The 21,241-nt window shown below is 60.6% G+C and carries 17 protein-coding genes and 1 riboswitch; of the genes, 7 read left to right on the top strand and 10 right to left on the bottom strand.

The window, feature by feature from the left end; all coding sequences use genetic code 11:
• Positions 1 to 234: 234 nt before the first annotated feature.
• Both cysQ and nudE read right to left on the bottom strand, forming a co-directional pair.
• Positions 235 to 1,047, bottom strand: a complete 813-nt coding sequence (gene cysQ / locus ACB042_RS17950) for a 3'(2'),5'-bisphosphate nucleotidase CysQ (protein ID WP_371178847.1) — start codon at positions 1,045 to 1,047, stop codon at positions 235 to 237.
• Positions 1,048 to 1,084: 37 nt separating this feature from the next.
• Positions 1,085 to 1,693: an ADP compounds hydrolase NudE gene (gene nudE, locus ACB042_RS17945; RefSeq protein ID WP_047439793.1), complete on the bottom strand. Its 609-nt coding sequence runs from the start codon at positions 1,691 to 1,693 to the stop codon at positions 1,085 to 1,087.
• 147 nt (positions 1,694 to 1,840) lie between these two features.
• Here nudE and yrfG point away from each other — a divergent pair, with 147 nt between their 5' ends.
• Complete coding sequence (gene yrfG / locus ACB042_RS17940; RefSeq protein WP_047439791.1) at positions 1,841 to 2,521, top strand: GMP/IMP nucleotidase; 681 nt, start codon at positions 1,841 to 1,843, stop codon at positions 2,519 to 2,521.
• An 85-nt stretch (positions 2,522 to 2,606) separates the two neighbouring features.
• Here the strand turns inward: yrfG and ACB042_RS17935 are convergent, their stop codons facing one another.
• The 6 genes from ACB042_RS17935 to ACB042_RS17910 all read right to left on the bottom strand — a co-directional run bounded on the left by ACB042_RS17935 (position 2,607) and on the right by ACB042_RS17910 (position 9,012).
• Positions 2,607 to 2,819, bottom strand: coding sequence for a hypothetical protein (locus ACB042_RS17935; RefSeq protein WP_041209029.1), 213 nt, complete (start codon positions 2,817 to 2,819; stop codon positions 2,607 to 2,609).
• A gap of 114 nt (positions 2,820 to 2,933) precedes the next feature.
• Positions 2,934 to 3,272 carry a DUF1294 domain-containing protein gene (locus ACB042_RS17930; protein WP_202002874.1) on the bottom strand — a complete coding sequence of 113 codons (339 nt, stop codon included), beginning with the start codon at positions 3,270 to 3,272 and terminating at the stop codon, positions 2,934 to 2,936.
• Positions 3,269 to 3,859: a sugar O-acetyltransferase gene (locus tag ACB042_RS17925; protein ID WP_236271967.1), complete on the bottom strand. Its 591-nt coding sequence runs from the start codon at positions 3,857 to 3,859 to the stop codon at positions 3,269 to 3,271. Before ACB042_RS17925 ends, ACB042_RS17930 begins: the two co-directional genes overlap by 4 nt.
• Positions 3,860 to 3,945: 86 nt before the next feature.
• On the bottom strand, positions 3,946 to 5,208 hold the full coding sequence (locus ACB042_RS17920; protein ID WP_371178846.1) for an MgtC/SapB family protein: 1,263 nt from the start codon (positions 5,206 to 5,208) through the stop codon (positions 3,946 to 3,948).
• Positions 5,209 to 5,491: 283 nt separating this feature from the next.
• Complete coding sequence (gene gbpA / locus ACB042_RS17915; RefSeq protein ID WP_371178845.1) at positions 5,492 to 6,913, bottom strand: N-acetylglucosamine-binding protein GbpA; 1,422 nt, start codon at positions 6,911 to 6,913, stop codon at positions 5,492 to 5,494.
• A gap of 65 nt (positions 6,914 to 6,978) precedes the next feature.
• Positions 6,979 to 7,064, bottom strand: a riboswitch (cyclic di-GMP riboswitch).
• A gap of 265 nt (positions 7,065 to 7,329) precedes the next feature.
• Positions 7,330 to 9,012: a methyl-accepting chemotaxis protein gene (locus tag ACB042_RS17910; RefSeq protein WP_371178844.1), complete on the bottom strand. Its 1,683-nt coding sequence runs from the start codon at positions 9,010 to 9,012 to the stop codon at positions 7,330 to 7,332.
• A gap of 276 nt (positions 9,013 to 9,288) precedes the next feature.
• Here ACB042_RS17910 and ACB042_RS17905 point away from each other — a divergent pair, with 276 nt between their 5' ends.
• The 4 genes from ACB042_RS17905 (at position 9,289) to ACB042_RS17890 (ending at position 15,332) form a co-directional block, all read left to right on the top strand.
• Entirely contained in the window at positions 9,289 to 11,121 is a 1,833-nt protein-coding gene (locus ACB042_RS17905; protein WP_371178843.1) for a M3 family metallopeptidase, read from the top strand.
• Between the two features lie 761 nt (positions 11,122 to 11,882).
• Positions 11,883 to 12,950: a diguanylate cyclase domain-containing protein gene (locus ACB042_RS17900; RefSeq protein ID WP_236562235.1), complete on the top strand. Its 1,068-nt coding sequence runs from the start codon at positions 11,883 to 11,885 to the stop codon at positions 12,948 to 12,950.
• Entirely contained in the window at positions 12,943 to 14,283 is a 1,341-nt protein-coding gene (locus ACB042_RS17895; RefSeq protein WP_005357891.1) for a glycosyltransferase, read from the top strand. Before ACB042_RS17900 ends, ACB042_RS17895 begins: the two co-directional genes overlap by 8 nt.
• Complete coding sequence (locus ACB042_RS17890; protein ID WP_047439774.1) at positions 14,283 to 15,332, top strand: HlyD family secretion protein; 1,050 nt, start codon at positions 14,283 to 14,285, stop codon at positions 15,330 to 15,332. The genes ACB042_RS17895 and ACB042_RS17890 overlap by 1 nt, the downstream gene beginning before the upstream one ends.
• A gap of 100 nt (positions 15,333 to 15,432) precedes the next feature.
• Here ACB042_RS17890 and ACB042_RS17885 read toward each other — a convergent pair whose 3' ends face one another.
• The gene (locus ACB042_RS17885; protein WP_129504796.1) at positions 15,433 to 15,666 is read right to left on the bottom strand and encodes a hypothetical protein; all 234 of its coding nucleotides are present in this window, start codon (positions 15,664 to 15,666) and stop codon (positions 15,433 to 15,435) included.
• A gap of 308 nt (positions 15,667 to 15,974) precedes the next feature.
• Between ACB042_RS17885 and ACB042_RS17880 the strand changes: the two genes are divergently transcribed.
• Positions 15,975 to 17,258, top strand: a complete 1,284-nt coding sequence (locus ACB042_RS17880; protein ID WP_371178842.1) for a ferric reductase-like transmembrane domain-containing protein — start codon at positions 15,975 to 15,977, stop codon at positions 17,256 to 17,258.
• Between the two features lie 15 nt (positions 17,259 to 17,273).
• On the opposite strand, the gene ACB042_RS17875 is transcribed toward ACB042_RS17880, so the two are convergent.
• On the bottom strand, positions 17,274 to 20,441 hold the full coding sequence (locus tag ACB042_RS17875) for a S41 family peptidase (RefSeq protein WP_371178841.1): 3,168 nt from the start codon (positions 20,439 to 20,441) through the stop codon (positions 17,274 to 17,276).
• Between the two features lie 279 nt (positions 20,442 to 20,720).
• Here ACB042_RS17875 and ACB042_RS17870 point away from each other — a divergent pair, with 279 nt between their 5' ends.
• Entirely contained in the window at positions 20,721 to 21,200 is a 480-nt protein-coding gene (locus tag ACB042_RS17870; RefSeq protein WP_371178840.1) for a murein L,D-transpeptidase family protein, read from the top strand.
• Positions 21,201 to 21,241 lie beyond the last annotated feature (41 nt).

Raw genomic sequence — 21,241 nt, 5'->3', positions numbered from 1 at the left:
CATTTTTTTATTTTGGCTAATCAGGTGTTTTCAGAATTACGTGAAAAATCGTACCATTTCTCGCCGACCGATTGTGATGTTTCACTATCATTTTGCCGCTTTGCCAGCGTATCACGCTGTTCAAGAGCGCCTTGACCAGCGGATCACACCGGCCATCACCCCGGACAACGACTCTGAAAAAGCAGGCGGCCATCGGGCCGCCTGCTTGTCTGGTGTGATGATATTGCTACTCGTCTAGTGGGCCAGAATGTTGCCCCAGGCGAGATCCGGATCCCCCATCACGATAAAGTCAGGGTTCTCCAGCGACTCGGTTTCGTTGTAACTGAGTGGCTGCAACGCCAGGCTGAGGATACGGCCACCGGCTGCCTCGACGATGCACTGGGCGGCGGCGGTGTCCCACTCGCCGGTGGGGCCGAGCCTTACGTAGCAATCGGCTGCCCCTTCCGCCACCAGACAGGATTTGAGGGAGCTGGAACCAAGCGGGATCAGCTCGTAGTTGATGGCCGGGTTGAGGCGGCGGGTGAGGTTCTCCAGCTTCTGGCGGCGGCTGATAGCCACCACCAGCGAGTCAGGCTGGTCATGCTCGTGATGCATGGCGCTGATGGGCAACACCTCGCCATTCACCTCCTTGAAGGCGCCGTAGCCGCGTACCGCCCAGTAGAGCACGTTGGACTCGGGAGCATAGATGACCCCGAGCACCGGCACATTGTCCCGCACCAGGGCGATCAGGGTGGCGAAATCGCCGCTACCCGCGATAAATTCGCCGGTGCCGTCGAGGGGATCTACCAGCCAGTACTGCCGCCAGTTGGATCGCTGGCTGAAGGGGATGTCGGCCGCCTCTTCGGTCAGCACCGGCACATGGGGAGTGAGCGCCGAGAGCGCCTGTTTGAGGTAGGCATCGGCAGCAAGATCGGCACTGGTGACCGGGGTCGCATCCTCCTTCAGCTGACGCTCGAACTGACCGCCGTGATAGATGTCGTGAAGGAGCCTTCCGGCTTCGCGGGCAATCTCCTTGACCCCCGGCACCCAGGCCAACAACTCCTGCATCTCGTTATCCTCTGTCTGTTAACTGCCCGTCTGCGGGCTACTCTGCCTGCTTCGCCAGCCACTTTTGGGCCAAGAGCAGGGCACTGATGCTGCGCGACTCGGTGAAGTCGGGTCGCGCCAGCAATTCGTCGATCCGGTTGAGTGGCCAAGGGATCACCTCCAGCGGTTCGGGTTCGTCGCCGATCCGCTGCTCGGGGAAGAGATCCCGGGCCAGTAAAATGTCCATCCGGCTGGAGAAGTAACCGGGCGCCAGCGACACCTGCTTGAGCAGGGTCAGGCTGTTAGCGCCAAAGCCCGCCTCCTCCATCAGCTCCCGGTTGCCAGCCTCGAAGGCATCTTCGCCCGGGTCGATCAGCCCCTTGGGAAAGCCCAGCTCGTAGGAGTGGGTGCCGGCGGCATATTCGCGCACCAGCAGCAGGGTGTGGGCATCGAACAGCGGCACAACCATGACGGCACCCCGGTTGCCGCCGCGCATCCGCTCGTAGACCCGCTCTTCGCCGTTGGAGAATTTGAGGTGTAGCGATTCCACCTTGAACAGCCGGCTCTCGGCCACGATCTCGGCCTTGAGGATCTCCGGTTTGCTCTTGGGGTTATCCAGTTGGTCGGCTGAGATGTGCTCGGGTTTGCTCTTGTGGGGGTCGCTCATCGGACGCTGGCTGCTCGTTAAAAAATCGTGCTTCAAGAGTAAACGACTCTCACACCGAACACCACGGGCCGGGGAGGGCAAAGGGGGAGGAAAAATCCGTTATACTGCCGCTCCATTTCTTTCGCGACACCGAGATCAAGAGGCCCGATGCCACACTCCCGCTCCACCACCTTGCCCTGGCACCAGATAGATACCATCTTGCTCGATATGGATGGCACTCTGATCGATCTCCATTTTGACAACTACCTCTGGCAGCAACTGGTGCCGGAGCGTTACGCCGAGCGGCTCGGGCTGCCACTGGATGAAGCCAAAGCGCAGATCGACGTCCACTATCACGCCGTCAACGGCACCCTCAACTGGTATTGCGTAGATTACTGGAGCGAGACCCTGGGGCTCGACATTCGTGCCCTCAAGCAGGAGCTGCTGGCGAAGATCCAGTGGCGTCCCCATGCCATCCCTTTTCTGGCCGAGTTGCGTGCCGCGGGCAAGCAGCTGGTGCTTTTCACCAACGCCCACCCCGCCAGCCTGTCGGTGAAGGATGCGCAGCTGGGGCTGAGCGACCATCTGGATCTGATGGTGAGTACCCACGAGCTGGGCTGGTCGAAGGAGAGCCAACACTGCTGGCAGGCACTGGCCGAGCGGCTGGCGTTCGATCCTGCCCGCACCCTGTTTGTGGATGACAGCGAGCGGATCCTGCGGGCCGCCGCCGACTATGGTATCGGTTATCAGCTGGCGATCCAGAATCCGGATAGCTGCAAGCCGGAGCAGAGCATCACCGCTTTTCCGGCGATCCGCGACTATGCCGAGTTGCTGCCGCTGGCAATCTGAGTCTGCTGAAACGACAGAGGGCTGCATCATGCAGCCCTCTATCTTTGATTTGAATTATGGTTATCTGACGCCTGATGCCGAAAAATCACAGCTCCCGAAACGGGCGCCGTTTCTCTTCCTCGATGACGATCGCCTCCAGATTGGCGATCCGCTCCTGCAACTCTCTGATGATCATATCTTGCCTGCCGAGGCGGTCGGTGATGCGGGCATCCCCCATCTGATAGCGGGCCCGCTTGCCGAGATATCCGAACAATACGCTGATAAATACGATCAGGACTATGCCTGTCCACATGGTCATGTCACGACTCCTTGTCGTCTATAAACGGCAAAAACGCTGATGAGATCTGCTCTGTTTTCTCACAGCCGTCGGGCGGCCGCAATGGGGCCCATTGTCCCTTTGTGACGCAGACAGCTATTGCTGCCAGAGTGGCCGACCGACCCAGAGTGCCCACAGGGTGAGGTGCAGCAGCACGATAAACCAGAAGACCAGCCGGTAGCTGCGCTTCTGGGTCTTGTGGCGCAGCCACTGGCGGGCAACCAGCGCCCCCGGCCAGCCGCCGCACAGCTCCAGCAGATGGAGCCTCGATTCGGGAATGCGCCACTCGCCCCGCACCGCCTGCCGCTTGTCCCAGGCGTAGGCTGCCACTGTCAGCAGACTCATGGTCAGCAGTGCGACCAGCGGCCACCACTGCTGTTCGCCTAGGCCGAGCCAGAGGGCGGCACCCAGTGGCAGCAGCGCCAGCGCCATCATTGGGCCAACTCCCAGCAGCGCTCCTCGTCCTGCTTGAGGGTGCGGATCACCTTGGCCGGATTGCCCACCGCCACCGAGTCGGCCGGGATGTCGCGGGTCACCACGGCGCCGGCACCTATGATGGAGCGCGGCCCTATGGTGACGCCGGGGCAGATGATGGCGCCGCCGCCAATCCAGCAGTCATCGCCGATCCGCACCGGCTTGTTGTAGGCAGTCCAGTTGCGTCGTTCCAGATAGTTCATGGTGTGGGTGGCGGTGTAGATCTGCACGTTGGGGGCCAGCAGCACATGGCTGCCGATATGCACTTCACCCAGATCGAGAATGGTGACGTTGAAGTTGAAGAAGGTCTTCTCGCCGATGTGGATGTTGCGGCCAAACTCGCAGGTGAAGGGCGTGCTGATCCAGCAGGAGTCGGGGCAGTGGCCGAACAGCTCGCGGCAAATCTGCTGGCGCAGAGGGCCATCGCCCGCCGATGAACCATTGAGCCGGGCCAGCAACGCCTGACCGCGGATCCGGTCGTTCGCTATCTCCTCGCTCTGGCTATCCAGTGCCCCGCCAGCCAGTACCTTGTCCCAGTCGCTCGCCATTGCTACCTCCTCATGCTGCAAGAGCAGGCAGTATACGTGACTGTCAGGGGCGCCGTCAGTCTGTCACTTGTTGCAGGTGATCCCCGTCAACCTGTGGGCCAGACGAGGGGCAGGATCAGCAGGGCCGAGGCGAAGTAGGGGAGCAGCACCCGCAGCCCCAGGCTGCGACCGCCGATGCCGAGGGCCAGCAGCCCCTTCACCAGCGAGTTGACCAGCCCGGCGAGCAGGATGCCGCGGGCCGCCACCTCCAGCGCCAGCTCCTTGTGGGAGAGCTGGGAGAGCGACAGCGTGATGGCGTCCACATCGGTGATCCCCGACACCAGCGACAGCAGATAGACCCCGGAGTTGCCCACCTTGTCTTGCAGCAGCGTTGCCATAAAGCCGATCAGCGCCAGCAGCAGGCCGAACTTGATGGCGGTGGCCAGATCGAGCGGGTTGCTGGTTTCCGGTTTTACCGGGCCGTTGGTCAGCTCCTCGCGCTGGCGCCAGAACCAGAAGGCAAAGCCGTACACCGTGGTAGCCAGCAGCACGAGCGGGGTGGCGAGGCGCATCGCCAGTTCGCTGTGAATGAGCAGCACCAGCACCAGCAGCCGCAGCCACATGGTGGCTCCTGCCAGCAGGATGCCGGTAGCCAGTAGTCGCTCCAGCCCGCCCTGCTCCTTGTTGAGGCGGGCGAACTGCAGGGTGAGGGCGGTGGAGGAGGCCAGTCCCGCCAGTATGCTGGTGAGCACCAGCCCGGCGCGAGTGCCGAGCAGGCGTACCGCGAAGTGGCCACAAAACGAGATGCCGGCGATAACCACCACCATCAGCCAGATCTTGAAGGGGTTGAAGGCATCAAGGGGGCCCATCTCCTCGTTGGGTAGCACCGGCAGCAGCACCAGCGAGATAAGCAGAAAACGCAGGGTGGCGTGGAATTCGGTTTCGCTCAGAAACAGCATCCCCTGCTGGATCTTGCCCTTGAGCCCCATCAGCAGGGCGGCCAGCACGGCGCAGGCCACCGCCTCGCTCGGGCTCAGCAGCACCGACATCAGCCCCAGCAAATAGGTGAGCAGCATGGCCACCGAGCTGGTGAGGCCAAACTCCCCCTGCCAGCGTTGGGCCAGCCAGACCGAGAGGCCGCAGCCGATCACCACCGCCAGCAGGCCGAGCAGTGGCAGCCAGGGGCCCAGAGTCGGTAGCAGCAAACCGCATACCCCGCCGAGCAGGCCGATGAGGCCGTAGGTACGCATCCCGGCGATGCGCTGGTTATCCCCCAGCTGGCGCACCTGCCAGCCCCGCTCCAGCCCGATGATAAGGCCGATAGCCAGCGAGACCAGGGCTCCGTTGACCGGTTCTGCATTGATCCACATAACGACTTCCTTTCGCGTCGTTGCTGCCTGATCCCATGATGGCACAGGGTTCAAGGTGGCAGAGGGGCATGGCTCACAGAGTCTGCGTCCGGCTCCCGATGCGAGTGGCTGATATGAGCAATAGAGATGGATCGCGAGCACTGCACAAGAGTCGTGCAGGCTATCGGGGAGGTGTTATGGGCTGCTAGCCCGCCATCGACGTCCAGATTTGAATGGAGATAGAAGACAAGAAGGGGAGCCAATGGCTCCCCGTTGTATTGATGGCGTCATGACCCGCTGCGGATCACTTCAGCTCAATCCAGGCTTCTTGCCAGTGGGATCCGACACCCGGCTCGAACTGGGTAGCGGTGGTGGCCCACTGCACGCAGTAGCCGCTGTAGGGGAAGGGCTTGCACTGATAGACCTTGCCATTTTTCGGCTGCTGCACCTTGGTACCGGCGGTGTAGGACTTGATGTTGTTCGGGAAGACGAAGTCATATTCGCCGCTGCTCTGCTCCTTGAACATCAGATCCATGGTCTGCTGGATGGTCTCGCCGCCCGCTTTCGGAGTGGCCTTGATCACCAGCTGGTGGTGACCTGCCTTGAGCCCTTCCAGCGCCATGGTGAAGGTGTGGCTGCTGTCCTTGATGTCGGCACTGCTTTCACCCTTGGCTACGCCGCCGTGGTCATAGAGGGTGTTGGTGACGGCCAGATCGCCCTGTGCGGTGACGGTGAAATCGAGGGTTGCCTTGCCGTTGTCCAGCACATAGTCGCTGGCCAGACCGCTGACGCTGATACTGTCCACCACCGGCGGTTGCTGCTGTTGCAGGTCAATCTCGACCCGCTTCAGTTTGCTGTCTCGATGCAGATAGATGGGGTTCATACCGTAGACCGGATTGAACTGGCCATCGGCTCCTTGCTGACCGGCGCGGATCAGGCTCTGCTCGGCGTTGATCTTGCTGGCGAGAGCATGGGCCCAGTTGTTCTTCTGGCCCTGTTCGGCAGTGGTGATGGTCAGCACGGTTTGCAGATCGGGGCGTTCGCCGTTGGCATCAAATACCCGGGTCATCGCCTTGTCGCCTGCCGTGAGGTCGATGGAGGGGTAGATGGTGCCGGACTGGCTCCACTCCAGCGGCGGCTGACTACCATCTTTGAACTTGGCATCGATGATGTTGTAGAAGCTGTTGCTGGTGTCGCCCACTTCCCACACGCCGAGGATCACTTGATAACCGGTGCGCTCCGGCAGGATACAGTTGTGGGTCACCTGCTTGGGCGGCTGCACCATATTGCCGTCGATGACGCAGAAGGGGGTCAGGTCGAACGAGGCGCGGGTGAGCGGCTGGTTGGGGTTCCAGTCCTGCTTGGTCAGGTAGTAGCGCCAGTTGCGGGTGACGTGGTTGGCGGTGAAGGTCCAGCTGATAGCGAAGGGGCCGGGCTGTACTTCACGCTTGGTCCAGCGGTCGCTGGTCTGGATGTTCAGCTCGCTCCAGCGCGGGCTGCCCGCCGAGGCGATTTGTCCATCCTGCGGGCCGGTTTGCGGGAAACCTGATGGCCCCTCCACGCTCTGGGGCTCCCACTGCACGCCGCCACACTGGCTGTTGCCGCCGGTTTTGCACAGATAGTTGCGGCTCTCTGGCTGGCTGATGTAGCCATGAGCCAGGGCGCTGCCGCTGGCCAGCAGAGCCAGCACCGCTGCGATGTGATTGAGTTGGATTTTTGCTGCCATACATTCCTCTGTTCGACAGATGTGGGCAGTCAGTTGGCCTGGGGATTCCCCGATACACACTTGCGTGTGGCAACCCCGCTATCCTGGACAAAACGTCTGTAGACCGGAGGCTTTGCGTCCCGACCTTTCGGTCAGTTTGCCAAATGACTAGATGATTAGTGATGGGCCAAATGTTCGGCCATCAGCATTGTGCACTGCATTGATTCGTTATTTGAAGTTGAATGTTTAAATGCATCATCCAATGGCGCGTAAATCATTCTAACTGGCTGTTTTTAAATTGTTCTCTTATTTGTGAATGGCGTCGAATACCGTTGAATATGTCAATAAGGTGCATGCTTGCTGCGTGTTTTGCGGCGTAAAAAAACCTGCCAGCTGAGCTGGTAGGTCGGATGACAAGGCGACACATATTGACGCCATCAATGGCGGGCGTGCTGCTCGCCGGAGGGGGGAGATTGGGGAGCCATCATCGGCGCCGCGGCGGACTCCTTGCCCAGTTTGAACACCGCAAGTCGCTCATCCAGACTGCGGGAGAGACCGGCCAGCAGCTCGCTCTCCTGCGCCAGTTGCGAGGCGGACTGGGACATCTCCAGCGCCGAGTCGTTGATGCCGCTGACGTTGCGGTTCATATCCTCGGCCACCATGCTCTGCTGCTCGGCGGCGGTCGCGATCTGGGTCGCCATATCGCTTACATGCTGGATGTGGTTGACGATCAGGGTGAGATCCTGCCCCGCCTGCTGGGACTGGTTGACGCTGCTCTCTGCCAGTTTGCGGCTGGTATCCATGGCGTTGGCGGCGGTGACAGCCCGTTGCTGCAACTGGGCAATGGTGCTCTGGATCTCCTCGGTGGATTGGCGAGTCCGGCTGGCCAGTTGGCGCACCTCGTCGGCTACCACGGCAAAACCGCGGCCCTGCTCGCCAGCCCGTGCTGCCTCGATGGCGGCGTTGAGGGCCAGCAGGTTGGTCTGCTCCGAAATGGCGCTGATGACAGCGGTCACTTCGCTGATCTGCATTACCCCCTCCTTGAGCTGGTTGACCTGCTGGGTGGCCTGCTCCACCTCGGTGGCCAGCGCCTTGATGCCATGCACGCTTGCATGAACGTCACGGTTGCCGAGCCCGGCTTCACCGGTCGCTTCCTGGGTATCCCGCGCGGTATTTTCGGCGTGTCCGGCCACATCGGAGATGGTGGCGCTCATCTCGTTCATGGCGGTAGCGAGCTGGGCCAGCTGATCCCGCTGGCTGGTGACCGCCTGATTGGTCTGCTCGGCAGAGGCGGCGATGCGCAGGGCGGCATCCGCCACGTTGCGAGCCCCCTGGCTGGCCTCCAGCAGGGCGTGACGGATGGCATCGAGACTCTGGTTGGTGCAGCGGGCGACCACTCCCAGCTCATCCTTGCCCTGTACCGGGATGCTCACCACCAGATCCCCCTTGGCGACCCGCTGCATGGCGTGGTTGATCTGGCTGAGGGGGGAGACGATGGAATGGGTAATACGCCAGCCCAGCAGCCCCATCAGCAGGATCACGATGGCGGTGGCGGTACCCATCTTCATGTACTGGGCCCAGATGGTCTGCTGAATATCTTGCAGCAGCATGCCGGAACCGAGGATCCAGCCCCAGGGCTGATAGCCGGAGACCATGGAGAGCTTGTCGGCGGTCTCACCCGACGGGCCGACCCACACATATTGCAGAGTGCCCTGTTTGCCCCCTTTGGCGATATCCACCATCTGATACCAGAACTGCCCAGCGGTGGCGGCGCCCCCTTCACCCATCTTCTGGCCGACCAGTTCGGGACGGATGGGGTGAACCACCATGGTGCGGTTCTCGTCGATGACGAACAAATAGTTGTTGCCATCAAAGCGGGTGTTGGTCAGCAGCTTGCGCGCCTCCTGCTGAGCCTGCTCTGCTGGCAGGGTGCTGGCCAGAAACTCGATTTGGCTCATGGCCTGCTCCAGTACCGCATTGAGCCGCGCCTCTCGCTCGCTCATCAGATTGCGCTGGAGCGCGTTGGCCGAGATAAGCAGCAGCGAGACAAAACCGACAAACGCCAGTGCGAGCAGCAAGGTCAATTTGCGGCTCACGGTGATATCACCGAGCTTGAACATGACTAAACCCTCATTTCCCTGTTGATTTTATGTGGCTCTGTACCGCGGCAGCCAGTTCGTAATATTTAACAACTCATTTACTTTCAGTCTCTTGCCGAGCTTTCTCAAATGAGCGTTTTAACATCAGTATAGTCAGCAGACAGCAACCCCCACTTTTTGGTAGCGTGTTGATGCGCATCCCTGCGCAATTTTTGCCAAAGAGTGTGAATGGTTTGGCATTTCTTCAAAAAAAGGAGTGGGCCCCGCTGCGGGTGACCCCATAACAAGAGGGAATTTATGAGTTCCATTGCCAGGAATTACTTCAACCAGCTCAACGCCGACTACCTGCAGGTGCACAGGCGCAAGGAGGATCTCTTCTGGTCCACCTATATGGGCACCAGCGATGATCAGGCCGGTTTCACCGAGGCCGAGCAGGCCTACAAGGCCTTTTGTGCCAATCCGGCCCGTCTGCCCGAATTGCGGGAGATGTTGGTGCAGGCCGACGAGGATGATCTCAAGCGCGGTCTGCAAGGCTGGATCGCCTTCTTCGAGTGCAATGTGATTGAAGATCCCGCCGCTGCCGCCCTGATGGATGAGCTGGTAGCTGCCGAGGCGGAGCTGTTCGCCCGCCGCAAGGGGCTGAAACTGACCCTGCTGGATGAGCAGGGCCAGCAGGTCGCTGGCAGCCTGCCTGCCGCCAGTACCTCGCTCGCCGCCAGTCCGAACGAGGCAGTGCGCCAGAGCGCGCTCGCCATGTTCCACACCCTGGAGCAGTGGGTGGTCGGCAACGGTTTTCTCGAGGTGGTGGCGATCCGCAACCGCTTTGCCCGCGCCATGGGCTATCGCGACTACTTCGACTACAAGGTGCGCAAGAACGAGCAGATGAGCCCGGAGCAGCTGTTCGCCATCCTCGACGATTTTATTGCCCGCACCGACGCTCGGTTGCAGCAGAGTCTGGAAGAGCTGAAGGTTGCCAAGGGGGAGGCGGCCCTGCTGCCCCACAACCTGCGTTACAGCGTGAGTGGCGATGTGACCCGCCAGCTCGATCCTTACGTGCCCTTCTCGCGGGCGCTGCGGGATTGGGTCGAGAGCTTCCGCCGGCTCGGCATCCAGTATCGCGGGGCGACCCTGACCCTGGACTTGCTGACACGAGAGGGGAAATACGAGAACGGCTTCTGCCACGGCCCGGTACCGAGCTTCTTCCAACAGGGGGAGTGGGTGCCAGCTGTGGTCAACTTCACCAGCCTGGCCGACCCGGCGCAGGTGGGTAGCGGCTGGAGTGGCCTCAACACCCTGTTCCACGAGGGGGGGCACGCCGCGCATTTTGCCAATGTCACTGGCAACGCCCCCTGCTTCTCCCAGGAGTTCCCGCCCACCTCCATGGCTTATGCCGAGACCCAGTCGATGTTCTGCGACAGCCTGCTGGACGATGCCGACTGGCTCAAACGTTACGCTAGAAATGCGGCAGGAGAGGCTGTTCCCGACGCCCTCATCAAGGAGATGATTGAAGCGCGTCAGCCGTTTCGTGCCTTCAACGAGCGCCAGATCGCGCTGGTGGCCTACTTCGAGCGGGATCTCTACGCCATGGATGAGGCCGAGCGCACCCCCGAGGCTGTGTTGGCGCTGGCCCGCCAGTGGGAGCGCAAGATCCTCGGGGTAGAGAGCCCGCGCCCGCTGCTGGCTATTCCGCACCTTCTTAATCAGGAGTCGGCCTGCGCCTATCACGGCTACCTGCTGGCGCTGATGGCGGTGGAGCAGACCCGCGCCTTTTTCCTCAAGCGTGATGGCTACCTCACCGACAACCCGCGCATCGGGCCGGATCTGGCCGCCCACTACTGGGGGCCTGGCAACGGCATGAGTCACGATGAGACCCTGCGCAGCCTGACCGGCGAGGAATTCAGCGCGGTGCCGCTGGCCGAGGCATGCAACCTGAGCGCCGCCGAGGCGTGGCAACAGGCGCAAGCCTGTATGGCTGCCGCCCAGCAGCGCCCCGCGGCTGGCGAGGGAAGCCCGCTCGACGCCCATATCCGGGTGGTACACGGCGCCGAGCTTATCGCCGACAACAGCGAGTCGGAAACCCGCATGCTGGCCGACTTCGAGGCGTGGGTAGCTCATCGCATCAAGCATTGACGCAGGATGCGGCTCCTTAGGTTGAGCCATTTATGTGGATATAGTCCTGCAACCCGTGCAGGGCTATATCATAACAGCGCAATGATTTTGCAGAAAAATCCGTGTAACCCCAATATTTCAGTATTTTGATGTTGCGTAGAGTTCAATGGATGAAGTAATAAGTAATTACACTATAGCGTTTGCTGATTATTACTCTTTGGACAGCGCTGGCGCTCTTGCCTCCCCAGGTGTTAACCCGCTTCAGAAAGCCTCAGGGCTCCGCCCGGAGATGGCTGTGTGGCATATAGGAATATGGCCTTGGTTATCGTTGGCTCTCTTCTTGGTTCCTCTAATGTTCCAAACATCGGTCATTTGTGTCGGCTGTGACACTTGCACCGGCCTGGATGGTGAGTCTGTTCTCCACTTTTTCTATCCAGGTTGATACTGAGGTAAAAGCCCCATCGGGCCATCCCCTATTTTTGCCTGCTGAATGAGGTGATTTTCCCATGACGAGTACAAGTGAACCGTTCAGCCTAGTCTCCTTGCTGGGGACACCGGTAGAGCGAAACACCCGGTCTCTCAGTGACTTGTCCCAGTGGCGGCCAGCCGAACTGCCGGTATTGCTGCTTAACTTACCCAGTGAAGAGCAGGATCGAATCTTGCTGGCGATCCGTCGCGATTCTTCTCGCTTTCTGTATCCCGTATTTTGCGTGACGCAAAGCCCGCTATCTCCGATTCTGTCTGATGGCCTTCTGTCACAGTTGGATGAGAGAGCGCCAGACATGCTGGAGCGACTGTCATTGCTGACGCCGCGTGAACACCCCGACGAAATGGAGAAGCTGGCCTGGTACAGCTGGCCGAGGGCTCATTTCCGTTTGTTACCTCGCTGGCAGGCAGGTTGTCGCCAAGGCTACAGCTACCCTCTGCTGGATTGTTTGCTGGGGGCCGATGCAACTGCATCCTTGCCGCAACTGGTCTCCGAGCGGCTATTGCAGATTGAACAACTGGTCGATCGAGTACGCCTGTGCAGCAGTTGCAGCTCTGCTTATCTTAATTTTGTCGACGTATGTCCAGAATGTTCCCATATCGCCATCCAGGCCAAGCCTGCGGTGCACTGTTTCACCTGCGGTCATGTGGACGATCAGGATGTCTTCATGCAACAGGGTTTGCTGCGTTGTCCCAAGTGTGTGACAACCCTGCGTCATATAGGGGTCGACTACGACAGACCACTGGAAAAGTACCGCTGTCTCTCTTGCCATTCCCGTTTCATGGAGGCGGCAGTACAGGCGCGATGTCATGAGTGTGGGCGGGCTCACAAACCAGATGATCTGTTGGTGTCTCCCATCTATGAGTACCGCATCGGCAAATTGGCTCGCCATATCGCTCGCGAGGGTACTCAGCAGTTACATCTGCCCCTGACCTGGGGGGCTCCGATGGCGATGGATCACTTCCCCTGGCTGCTGCAATGGAGCAACCGGCTGCTGCAGCGCCACGGCGGCAACCATACCCTTTTGGCTATCCAGATCGAGCAGCTCGCCGAGCTGCGCGCCGAATTGGGCCTGTTGAAGACTCAGCAGAGATTGGGGGCCTTGCTGGCTCGTCTGCAGGCACTGTTTCGGGATACCGATGTGGTTTGCCAGTATGCCGATGATCGACTGCTGTTGTTGCTGCCGCACACCAGTGTGGAGGATTGGCAGATCTTGCAGGGGCGGATCCTAGCGCTCAACAATGTCGAGGGGCTGGATGCCTTGACGCTGAATGTGCAGGTAGAGCCGCTCCCTACCACGCTGGGTGAAGATATCGCCCTCTGGTTGAGCCGTTGGCTGGACGGGAGCCTTCAGGATGCCTGAGTGGATGAGTACGGTTCGGTACATCCTGACCGAGATCCTGGGCAGCCTGCAGTTTTCGCCCAGGATGATCCTGCTGCTGCTTCCCATGTTGCTGCTGATGGAGGTGCCCCTGATGGCGCTGACCCTGACCGGGATCCTCAAGTGGTTTGCCCGTCAGCTGCCAAAAAAGTCTGATTTACCCCTGTCACATCGTTGTCCCAAGGTCTCCTGCATCATCACCTGTTACGGTGAGGGGGAGGCGATCCGCTCGACCATTCTGACCCTCAAGGAACAGCTCTATCGCGGCCATCTGGAGATCATTGCGGTGATCGATGGTGCCAAGGCCAATGCCCATACCTATCAGGCGGCCCTAAACTGTATCGCCGAGTTTGAGGGATGTGAGAGACGTACCCTGGTGCTACTGCCCAAGTGGCAGCGTGGCGGGCGGGTATCGACCCTCAATGCTGGCTTGTCGGCGGCAACCGGCGAGATAGTCATGAATGCAGACGGGGACACTTCCTTCGACAACAACATGATCGATGAGATTGTCGCCTGCTTCGATGACCCGAACGTGCCCGCCGTTGGTGGGGCGTTGCGGGTGCGCAACCTGCGCGATGGTTTGCTGACCCGTATGCAGGGGATCGAGTACATGATCTCCATGCAGGGGGGCAAGACGGGTCTGAGCGAATGGAACCTGATCAACAATATTTCGGGGGCATTCGGGGCTTTTCGCCGCGATTTCCTGCGCCAGATTGGAGGGTGGGATACCCACACAGCAGAAGATCTGGATTTAACGGTGCGGATCAAGCACTACCTCAAACGCCATCCCAATCTGAAGATCGGCTTTGCCCCCAGAGCCATTGGTCACACGGACGCCCCTGCAGATTTGGTGACCCTGGCAAACCAGCGTCTGCGCTGGGATGGGGATTTGCTGTTTCTCTACCTGCGCAAACACAAGTTATCGCTGACTCCGCGCATCTTGGGATGGAAGACCTTTTTGTTCACTCTGATCTACGGGGTGGCACAAAACGTGGTGTTGCCGCTGTTGGTCATGGGGTACAGCTGGTGGCTGGTGTTAAGTTATCCTGGTCCGTTCGTTACGGCCTTGATGCTGTGCCTCTACCAGGTCTATCTGCTTCTTACTCTGGTCAACTTTATGGTGTTTCTGCTTGCCATTTCCGAGCGGCCTAAAGCGGATATGCGTATGTTGCCATGGTTGTTGTTGTATCCGCTCTATACCCTGCTGATGCGTCTATGGTGTGCCGTGGCACTGCTCAACGAAATTTTCCGTCGCGGTCATGAGGAGAGCAGTATGGCTCCCTGGTGGGTATTAAAACGAGGAAACAAATTCTGATGAAAGTCACATTCAATCCCCCCAAGAAACAGGACGCTACCTCTGATCAAGGGATTCGGGTGCTCTATGCCCCCGCCAAGCGCATCGCATTTCGAGCCCGCTGGTATCTGATCCTGCTGCTGGCATTCAGCCCCGTCATCATACTGCTCTGGTATCTGGGACGAGAGTGGTGGCTGACCCAGGCGCCTGCCATCATCACTACGGAACCTCAACTTGTGGTGGCCAATGGAGATGGCTTCATTCGCAACATTTATATGTCTCCCGGTCAAGCCGTCTCGCAAGGGGATGCCCTGATGCGATTCGAGTCGCCGACGCTACGGGCCAATATAGAGGGGCGTAAAGCACGTCTAAAAGCGATCGAGCTGGACAAGAGCGCTGCCGAACAGGCGATATTGAGTAACCTGGATGAGCAGATTCGTATCGCAGAGCGGGGGGCTAATGAGCAGGAGGGGATCTATCAGGAGTACGCGGGGTATAGGAAGGAGAAACTGGTTTCCAGTGCCGAGTATGCCAGTGCCTTGCTGAGCTGGACCCAGTCTCGTATCGATTTGCAGAAGGCAAGATCTGAAAAAATGCAGCAAGAGTTGCAGATCAAAGAAGATCACCTGACAGGGCCACTGGCCAGTGCGCGCCACCAGTTGGAGCAGGAGCTAACCGAGATGCAAGCTATCACTAGGCAGCAGCAGCCCCTTTCCCCAGCTACCGGCAAGGTCTCAGATGTGCTGGTGCAGGAGGGGGATTGGGTCTTCTCGGGGGCCCCCCTCGCGTTGATCGCTAAGCGGGAAGACCCGTTGGTCATTGCCTACGTATTGCCAAAATACCTCTCCTCGATGAAGCCGGGTCATAAGGCTATCGTCAAGTTGCCCAGTGGTGAGCGTTTGGCGGCCAGGGTTGCCAGACCTGTGGAGCTTGCAGACAAGCTGCCAGCCCAGCTTGCAGCACCGTTTGAAGGGGAGAAAGCAACCCTCAAGGTCGCACTCTCGCTGGATGAAAAATTACCCCCGAACCTGCAAGTGGAAGGGTTGCCGGTGACCGTATTGTTTGATTGATGTCTATGGCGTTGTGATCCTGAATCGCAACGCCTTCATTTGGATTTCGGCCATAAAAGGTGGCTGATGTATTGACGCCCGCAATTGCCCCCCCCCTTTTTCATTCATCAATGACTTTATTTCCGCAATATTCACAGATGGCGTGGCGTTCAAAGCGAGCCATGTTGGCCAGAAAGGGGCCGGCGGCCCAGCCGGTAATGAAGTCCTTGATAAACGCTTTGCGCTTTTGCTCTGGTTTCACCTCTTTTCCATAGGATTTGTCGACCAGTACTACGACATGGTTGGTCTCGCGCTGACAGCTGGGGCAGACGCGTTGTTCGGTGGATGAAAGCAAGGGGGATCTCCTTGTGCAGAAGAGTGGGCAGCAGGTTTTCCGCCGCAGATATGTAACGTCCCCATTTGATTCCTTTTTCTGGCAGGTCGTCAATCACAGCGGAGGTGGATTGTGCGCTATCTCCTGTGAAGAGGGGCGAGCCAACAAGGGTGATCATGAGGGGCCAGTCGGCCCCTCTTTTGTTTCCGTTTGTCACACATTGCCACACAAGCTTCCCCCTCTGGCAAAGTCTTGTGACCGGACGGGTGTGCAATAGTGCCATCAGCAGGGAGATGAGGCCCTGCCGCGATGGAACCAGGGAGCATGTTATGACGAACAAATGGATGTGGTGGCTGTTGCCGCTGCTGGTGGTCGGGGTCTGGTGGCTCGGTTATGCGGGGGATGCCAATGGGGTGTGGCCCTGGCGCCATGAGATGTTGCTGCTGACGGGTTTGCTGGGGATGACCTATATGGCCATTTCGCTGTTGCTGGCGTTGCGCCTGCCGCAGTTGGAGGTGTGGTGTGGCGGTCTGGACCGGATGTTGCGATGGCACCGCCAAACGGCCATCGGCGGTGCATTGGCGCTCACTGCGCATTGGCTGGTGGTGGAGGTGCCCAAGTGGGCTGTCTCGGCGGGTTGGCTGAGTCGTCCTGCGCGGCGTGGGGCCAGTACAGCTGGCGCTGGTGCAGGTAATGGCATCTCGCTCCATAATACCCTGGGTGAGTGGAGTTTCTATCTGCTGATCGCGCTGGTGGTAGTGAGCTTGCTGGCGCTGGTGAGTTATGGCCGTTTTCGGCTGATCCACCGGCTGGCGCCGTTCATCTATCTGGCGGGGTGGGGACACGGGCTTTGCCTGTTGCCTCAGATTGGGGCCATGACCCCGGTGGGGGTATCGATCTGGTTGATCGGTGGGCTGGGAGCTATCGGGGCCCTCTACTCTCTGTTGGGACAAGTGGGAGCACGGGATCGCCATCCGGGCCGGGTCGTTGCGGTGCGGACGTTGGCGGATCACACCTGCGAGCTGACCATGGAGCTGGAGCAGCCGCTTGCCCATTACCGCCCGGGTCAGTTTGCCTTCTTCGAATTTGATGCCAAGGAGGGGCCGCACCCCTTTACCCTGGTGCGGGTGTCGACGGATCGGCGCCAGCTGGTGATTGCGGTGCGGGCACTCGGGGATCATACCCGTCAGCTGGTGGCAGAGGCGCGCATCGGGGATGGGGTGGTGGTGACCGGGCCCTATGGCGCCTTTGTCGCCCCGCAAGGGGGAGGTAGAGCCCTCTGGCTGGGGGCCGGGATAGGTATCACGCCGTTCGTCGCCTGGCTGGAGGGGCTGGCTGCCCGTGAGGAGCGGGGCGAGGGGATCACCCTGATCCAGTGCGCGCCGGATCTGGCGGGAGCTGTCTACCACCGACGGTTGGCCGAGCTCTGTCATCGCACCGGCGTGCGCTATCAGCTGCATCTGGACAAGACAGCCGGGCGGCTGGATCTGATCCGCATCGCGCATGATGCGCCTGAGAAGGTGTGGTTTTGCGGGCCGGAGGGGATGGCAGATGCCCTGACCCGGCTGTTGCCGGACGGGCATCTGCATCGCGAGCAGTTTCGCTTTCGTTGAGCTCGATGGGCGCCGTTATTTGGCGCTGGCTGGCAACTGCTTGAGGGCGGCTTGTACCGCCGCCTCCAGCTGCGGGTCGCGTCCAGCCACCATGTCAGCCGGAGTGAGGGGCACCTGCTGGTCCGGGATCAGCTCCTGATTTTCGTAGAAGGTGCCGTCCGGTTTGCGCAGCCCCAGGGTCGGAATGCCATAGGAGAGGCCCGGGATCAGCCTGGAGTCGTGGCTGTAGACCATGGTGCCGGTGCCGGGCACCGGATCGCCGACGATGGGGCCGACCTTGAGGGTGCGGTAGTACTCGGGGAAGGCGGAGCCTTCCGAGTAGCTGGCTGCGTTGACCAGCACCACCGAAGGCTTGGTCCACTGGCGAGTGGCTGCGTCGGTTTCCCCCTTGCCCTGACGGGGCCAGCTGCTGGCCATCCCCTTGGTGCTGCCGCTGCCGGTCAGAAACTCCACCAGGGTATTGGCGAGATAGCCGCCGCTGTTGAAGCGGACATCGACGATCAGCGCCTCGCGATTGCGCTGCCTGCCGAGGGCATCCGCCACCACCGCATCGTAGACCTCGCTGTTCATTGCCGGCAGATAGACGTAGCCGACCCGTCCTCCGCTCAGGGTGGCCACCAGCTCCCGCCGTTTCTCAATCCAGCGATCCTGTTGCAGCTGGTACTCCTGTTGCTTGTCGATGGCGGTGAGCACCACCTCGTCAGTTTGCTTGTTGCCCTCCTGCTGGAAGGTGAGGGCAAGCCGGGCGCCAGCCTGATGGTTGAGGGCCTGATCCAGCTCGGCCAGATTGGCAATCGGGACGCCGTTGATGGCGAGCAGGCGGGCGCCCGGGGCGATATCGCTCTCCTGATCCAGCGGGCCGCCAGAGAGCAGGGCGGTGAGCATCACCCCTTGCTCGCCATCCTGCCAGTAGCCGCCAAGGCTGGCGGTCTCGTCCGCCATGCGCGGGAAGGGGGCGGGGCCGCTGCCCCAGGTGTGGGAGACATTGAGCTCGCCAGCCAGCTCCGCCAACAGGTTGCCAAAGTCCCGCGGGTTGCCGATGCCCGGCAGCAGGCGGCGGTAAGCGGCGACATAGCTATCCCAGTTCACCCCGTTCATGTCGTCCAGATAGAACTCGTCCCGGGTGAGCCGGGCGATCTGATCGAAGGCGGCGGTCATGCGTTCCTGCCAGCGGCTGGTGGGCTGCAAGGCGAAGGGGGCGCTGGTGGCCTCGCCGGAGTCGAGGTGGATCCGGGTGATCTCCCCATCCCGCACCAGAGTAGCCAGGGTGCCCTGCTGGTTGAGGCTTGCCAGCGCAGGGCCGGGCTGCTCGCCAAACAGTTCGCTGGTTTTGCCCTTGCGCAGATCCTGGCTGTAGCCCTTGATCTCGCTCTCGCTGTTGACCCCCATCTCCTCCACCAGATAGATCAGCTGGTCGCCGATGATGCGGCTGGCGAGCAGGGTGCCGGTGGGTTGCAACAGCAGCGCTTCCCGATGGTTGAGGCGATCGCTCTCAAAGCCGTATCCCCCTTTCGGCGGCTCCATTTCGGCCATCGCATCGGCTCTGGCGGCGCGGCTGCTGTAAATGCCGAGCAGGTTGGTGACGAGGGGCTCGCCATCAGGCCCCAGTGCGCCAAACCGGGTCGATTGCCAGTAGAGAATGGCGCCATCCTGACTCCAGCCCGGTTGCCCATCCTGATAGCCGTTGAGGCTGACATTGACCGGTTTGGCCTTGGGATTGGCCGTGTCGATCACTGCGATCTCCTGCTCTGCTGCATCGGGGCGGAAGGTGAGCGCCAGATGGCGGGAGTCGGGAGCAAAGGCGAGATGCACCTCGTGGCGCGAGGGGTTGAAGCTGGCAGGCACCAGCTCCCGCTGCTTGTTGCTCGCCAGATCGAGCAGGTGGATGGCCTGGCCATCCACCACGAAGGCGAGCTGTTTGCCATCGGGGGAGAGCACCGGACGGCTGATCCCCTTGCCGGGAATTGCCAGCAGCAGGCTCTCGGTCAGGGTGCCGGGATCGCTGAACAGCAGATCCGGATCCCCCTTGCGCAGGCGATAGAGGGCGGCATGCCCCTGCTGCTCGGACAGATAGATGAGGGCGCGCCCCTGCTCGGCAAAGAGAGGGCTGGATTGCTCGCTCGGGTCGCGGGTCAGCTGGCGCACCCGCTCCCGCTCGGGGTCGACGGCAAACAGGTTGCCCTCGCTCACCAGGATCAGCTCGTCCGCCTCTTCGCTGACCAGCGCTTCGTCTGCCAGGGTCAGGGCTTCGCTCGCCTCATCCGGCGTGCTCGCCACTTGCGGGGTGAGGGTCAGCTTGCGTGGCTCGCTGCTACTGGCATCGAGGCGATAGAGTTCCCCCAGCCATGACCAGACCAGATCGCCACTGCGAGAGGCGCTGAGCCCCCGCACCGGATGGCCCTGATAGTGGGTCAGCTGTTGCTCCTTGCCGCTGGCGAGATCCCGACGCCAGACGTTGAAATCGCCGCTGCGCTCGCTCAGGAAAAAGAGGCTGTCCCCCTTGTCGCTCCAGACCGGATCGGTGGCCGCCACCCGATCTTCGGTCAGCTGCTTGTGCTGCTTGCCATCAAACAACCAGAGACGGGGCACCGCGAACGAGTGCTGATGCTTGCGAAAGGGTTGATCCGCCGCGGGCATCTGGTAGACGAGCCCCTCCCCGTGGGGGCGGGCCAGGGTCGCAGGCAGCGGCAGATCGGCCTGCAAGGTGCCGCCGGTGATCGGGGTCCAGTAGAGCTCGCACCATTGGTAGCCTTCTGCGACAAAATGGTCGGCATCGGGCGCGCCCAGGCGCTGGCTGCTCAGCAGCAGCCGTTTGCCATCGGCGCTGAAGGCTTGCGGCAGATCGGTGCGTGAATCGCGAGTGAGGCGCACCATCTCGCCGCCGCTGGCGGGTACCACGAATACATCCTCGTTGCCGTAGAGATTGGCGGCAAAGGCGAGCTGTTTGCCATCCGGCGACCAGATTGGCCGCTGGCTCAGGTAGTCGCTGCCAGTGAGCGCCGTGGCGGGGCCACCCTCGGCACTGGCGACAAAAATGCGCCCCTGCCAGGTGAAAGCAAGCTGCTTGCCATCGGGGGAGAGGGCGGGCTCGCGCAGCCAGAGTGCATCGGCGGCGACACTGGCGGGCAGCCAGAGCAGAAGTGGCGAGAACAGCAGGGTGGCGAGGCGGCACGAAGAGCGCATGGCATGATCCTGTCGGGGAGTGGAGTGTTATCTTCGCCGATCATTGCCCCGGGTGCCAGCGCGATAATTTTTTGTATCTTGTTGTTTTAACTGTTAATTACCAATACCAAATGACGGCGTTCAAGGAAGATGCCCTGGCTGCGGCAAGATATGTTTTGCCGGGCATATTGAGTATTGATGGCGATCCAATATGATTGCGCTCGCTCGCCGCTTGGCGGGCATCGTTCAGATGATCTGGTAACAAGAAAAGCCCGCACCAGAGGCTTGTCGAGGGATGGAATGAGAGCCGTATTACTGTGTTTGTTGGGGCTTTGGCCCGCATTGAGTTTTGCCTTGACCGAAAAAGCCGATTTGGTGGTGGTCAAGAAGTCGACCTATAGCCTGACCCTGATGAAGGATGGCAAAGAACTGAAGCGCTACTGGATTGCTCTGGGCCCGGCGCCCAAGGGGCACAAGCAGCAGGAAGGGGATCAGCGTACTCCGGAAGGACGCTACATCCTCGACTACAAGAAGACCAATTCCGGCTACTACAAAGCCATCCATATCAACTATCCGAACCTGGATGACATCAAGCGTGCCAATGAGCTGGGTGTTCGTCCGGGTGGCATGATCATGATCCACGGCCAGCGCAACAGCATTGGCAACCGCAGGGTTCAGCCTTCCAACTGGACCAACGGCTGCATCGCTATGCTCAACCACGAGCTGGATGAGGTGTGGGACGCTATTGACCCGGGTACGCCCATCGTCATCGAGCCCTGATCCCCTTGTGCACGCCCGCGACTCCGCGGGCGTTTTATTTC

This window comes from Aeromonas sp. S13(2024) (assembly GCF_041402405.1).
GTDB classification, from domain to species: Bacteria; Pseudomonadota; Gammaproteobacteria; order Enterobacterales; family Aeromonadaceae; genus Aeromonas; species Aeromonas veronii.
The sequence above is the reverse complement of the archived record's forward strand: the minus strand, read 5'-3'. Positions and strand labels throughout refer to the sequence as shown.

Bases quoted from the DNA above. Each gene is read 5' to 3' on its own strand.
- cysQ (WP_371178847.1), bottom strand. From the start codon at position 1,047: ATGCAGGAGTTGTTGGCCTGGGTGCCGGGGGTCAAGGAGATTGCCCGC.
- nudE (WP_047439793.1), bottom strand. From the start codon at position 1,693: ATGAGCGACCCCCACAAGAGCAAACCCGAGCACATCTCAGCCGACCAA.
- yrfG (WP_047439791.1), top strand. From the start codon at position 1,841: ATGCCACACTCCCGCTCCACCACCTTGCCCTGGCACCAGATAGATACC.
- ACB042_RS17935 (WP_041209029.1), bottom strand. From the start codon at position 2,819: ATGACCATGTGGACAGGCATAGTCCTGATCGTATTTATCAGCGTATTG.
- ACB042_RS17930 (WP_202002874.1), bottom strand. From the start codon at position 3,272: ATGATGGCGCTGGCGCTGCTGCCACTGGGTGCCGCCCTCTGGCTCGGC.
- ACB042_RS17925 (WP_236271967.1), bottom strand. From the start codon at position 3,859: ATGGCGAGCGACTGGGACAAGGTACTGGCTGGCGGGGCACTGGATAGC.
- ACB042_RS17920 (WP_371178846.1), bottom strand. From the start codon at position 5,208: ATGTGGATCAATGCAGAACCGGTCAACGGAGCCCTGGTCTCGCTGGCT.
- gbpA (WP_371178845.1), bottom strand. From the start codon at position 6,913: ATGGCAGCAAAAATCCAACTCAATCACATCGCAGCGGTGCTGGCTCTG.
- ACB042_RS17910 (WP_371178844.1), bottom strand. From the start codon at position 9,012: ATGTTCAAGCTCGGTGATATCACCGTGAGCCGCAAATTGACCTTGCTG.
- ACB042_RS17905 (WP_371178843.1), top strand. From the start codon at position 9,289: ATGAGTTCCATTGCCAGGAATTACTTCAACCAGCTCAACGCCGACTAC.
- ACB042_RS17900 (WP_236562235.1), top strand. From the start codon at position 11,883: ATGCTGGAGCGACTGTCATTGCTGACGCCGCGTGAACACCCCGACGAA.
- ACB042_RS17895 (WP_005357891.1), top strand. From the start codon at position 12,943: ATGCCTGAGTGGATGAGTACGGTTCGGTACATCCTGACCGAGATCCTG.
- ACB042_RS17890 (WP_047439774.1), top strand. From the start codon at position 14,283: ATGAAAGTCACATTCAATCCCCCCAAGAAACAGGACGCTACCTCTGAT.
- ACB042_RS17880 (WP_371178842.1), top strand. From the start codon at position 15,975: ATGACGAACAAATGGATGTGGTGGCTGTTGCCGCTGCTGGTGGTCGGG.
- ACB042_RS17875 (WP_371178841.1), bottom strand. From the start codon at position 20,441: ATGCGCTCTTCGTGCCGCCTCGCCACCCTGCTGTTCTCGCCACTTCTG.
- ACB042_RS17870 (WP_371178840.1), top strand. From the start codon at position 20,721: ATGAGAGCCGTATTACTGTGTTTGTTGGGGCTTTGGCCCGCATTGAGT.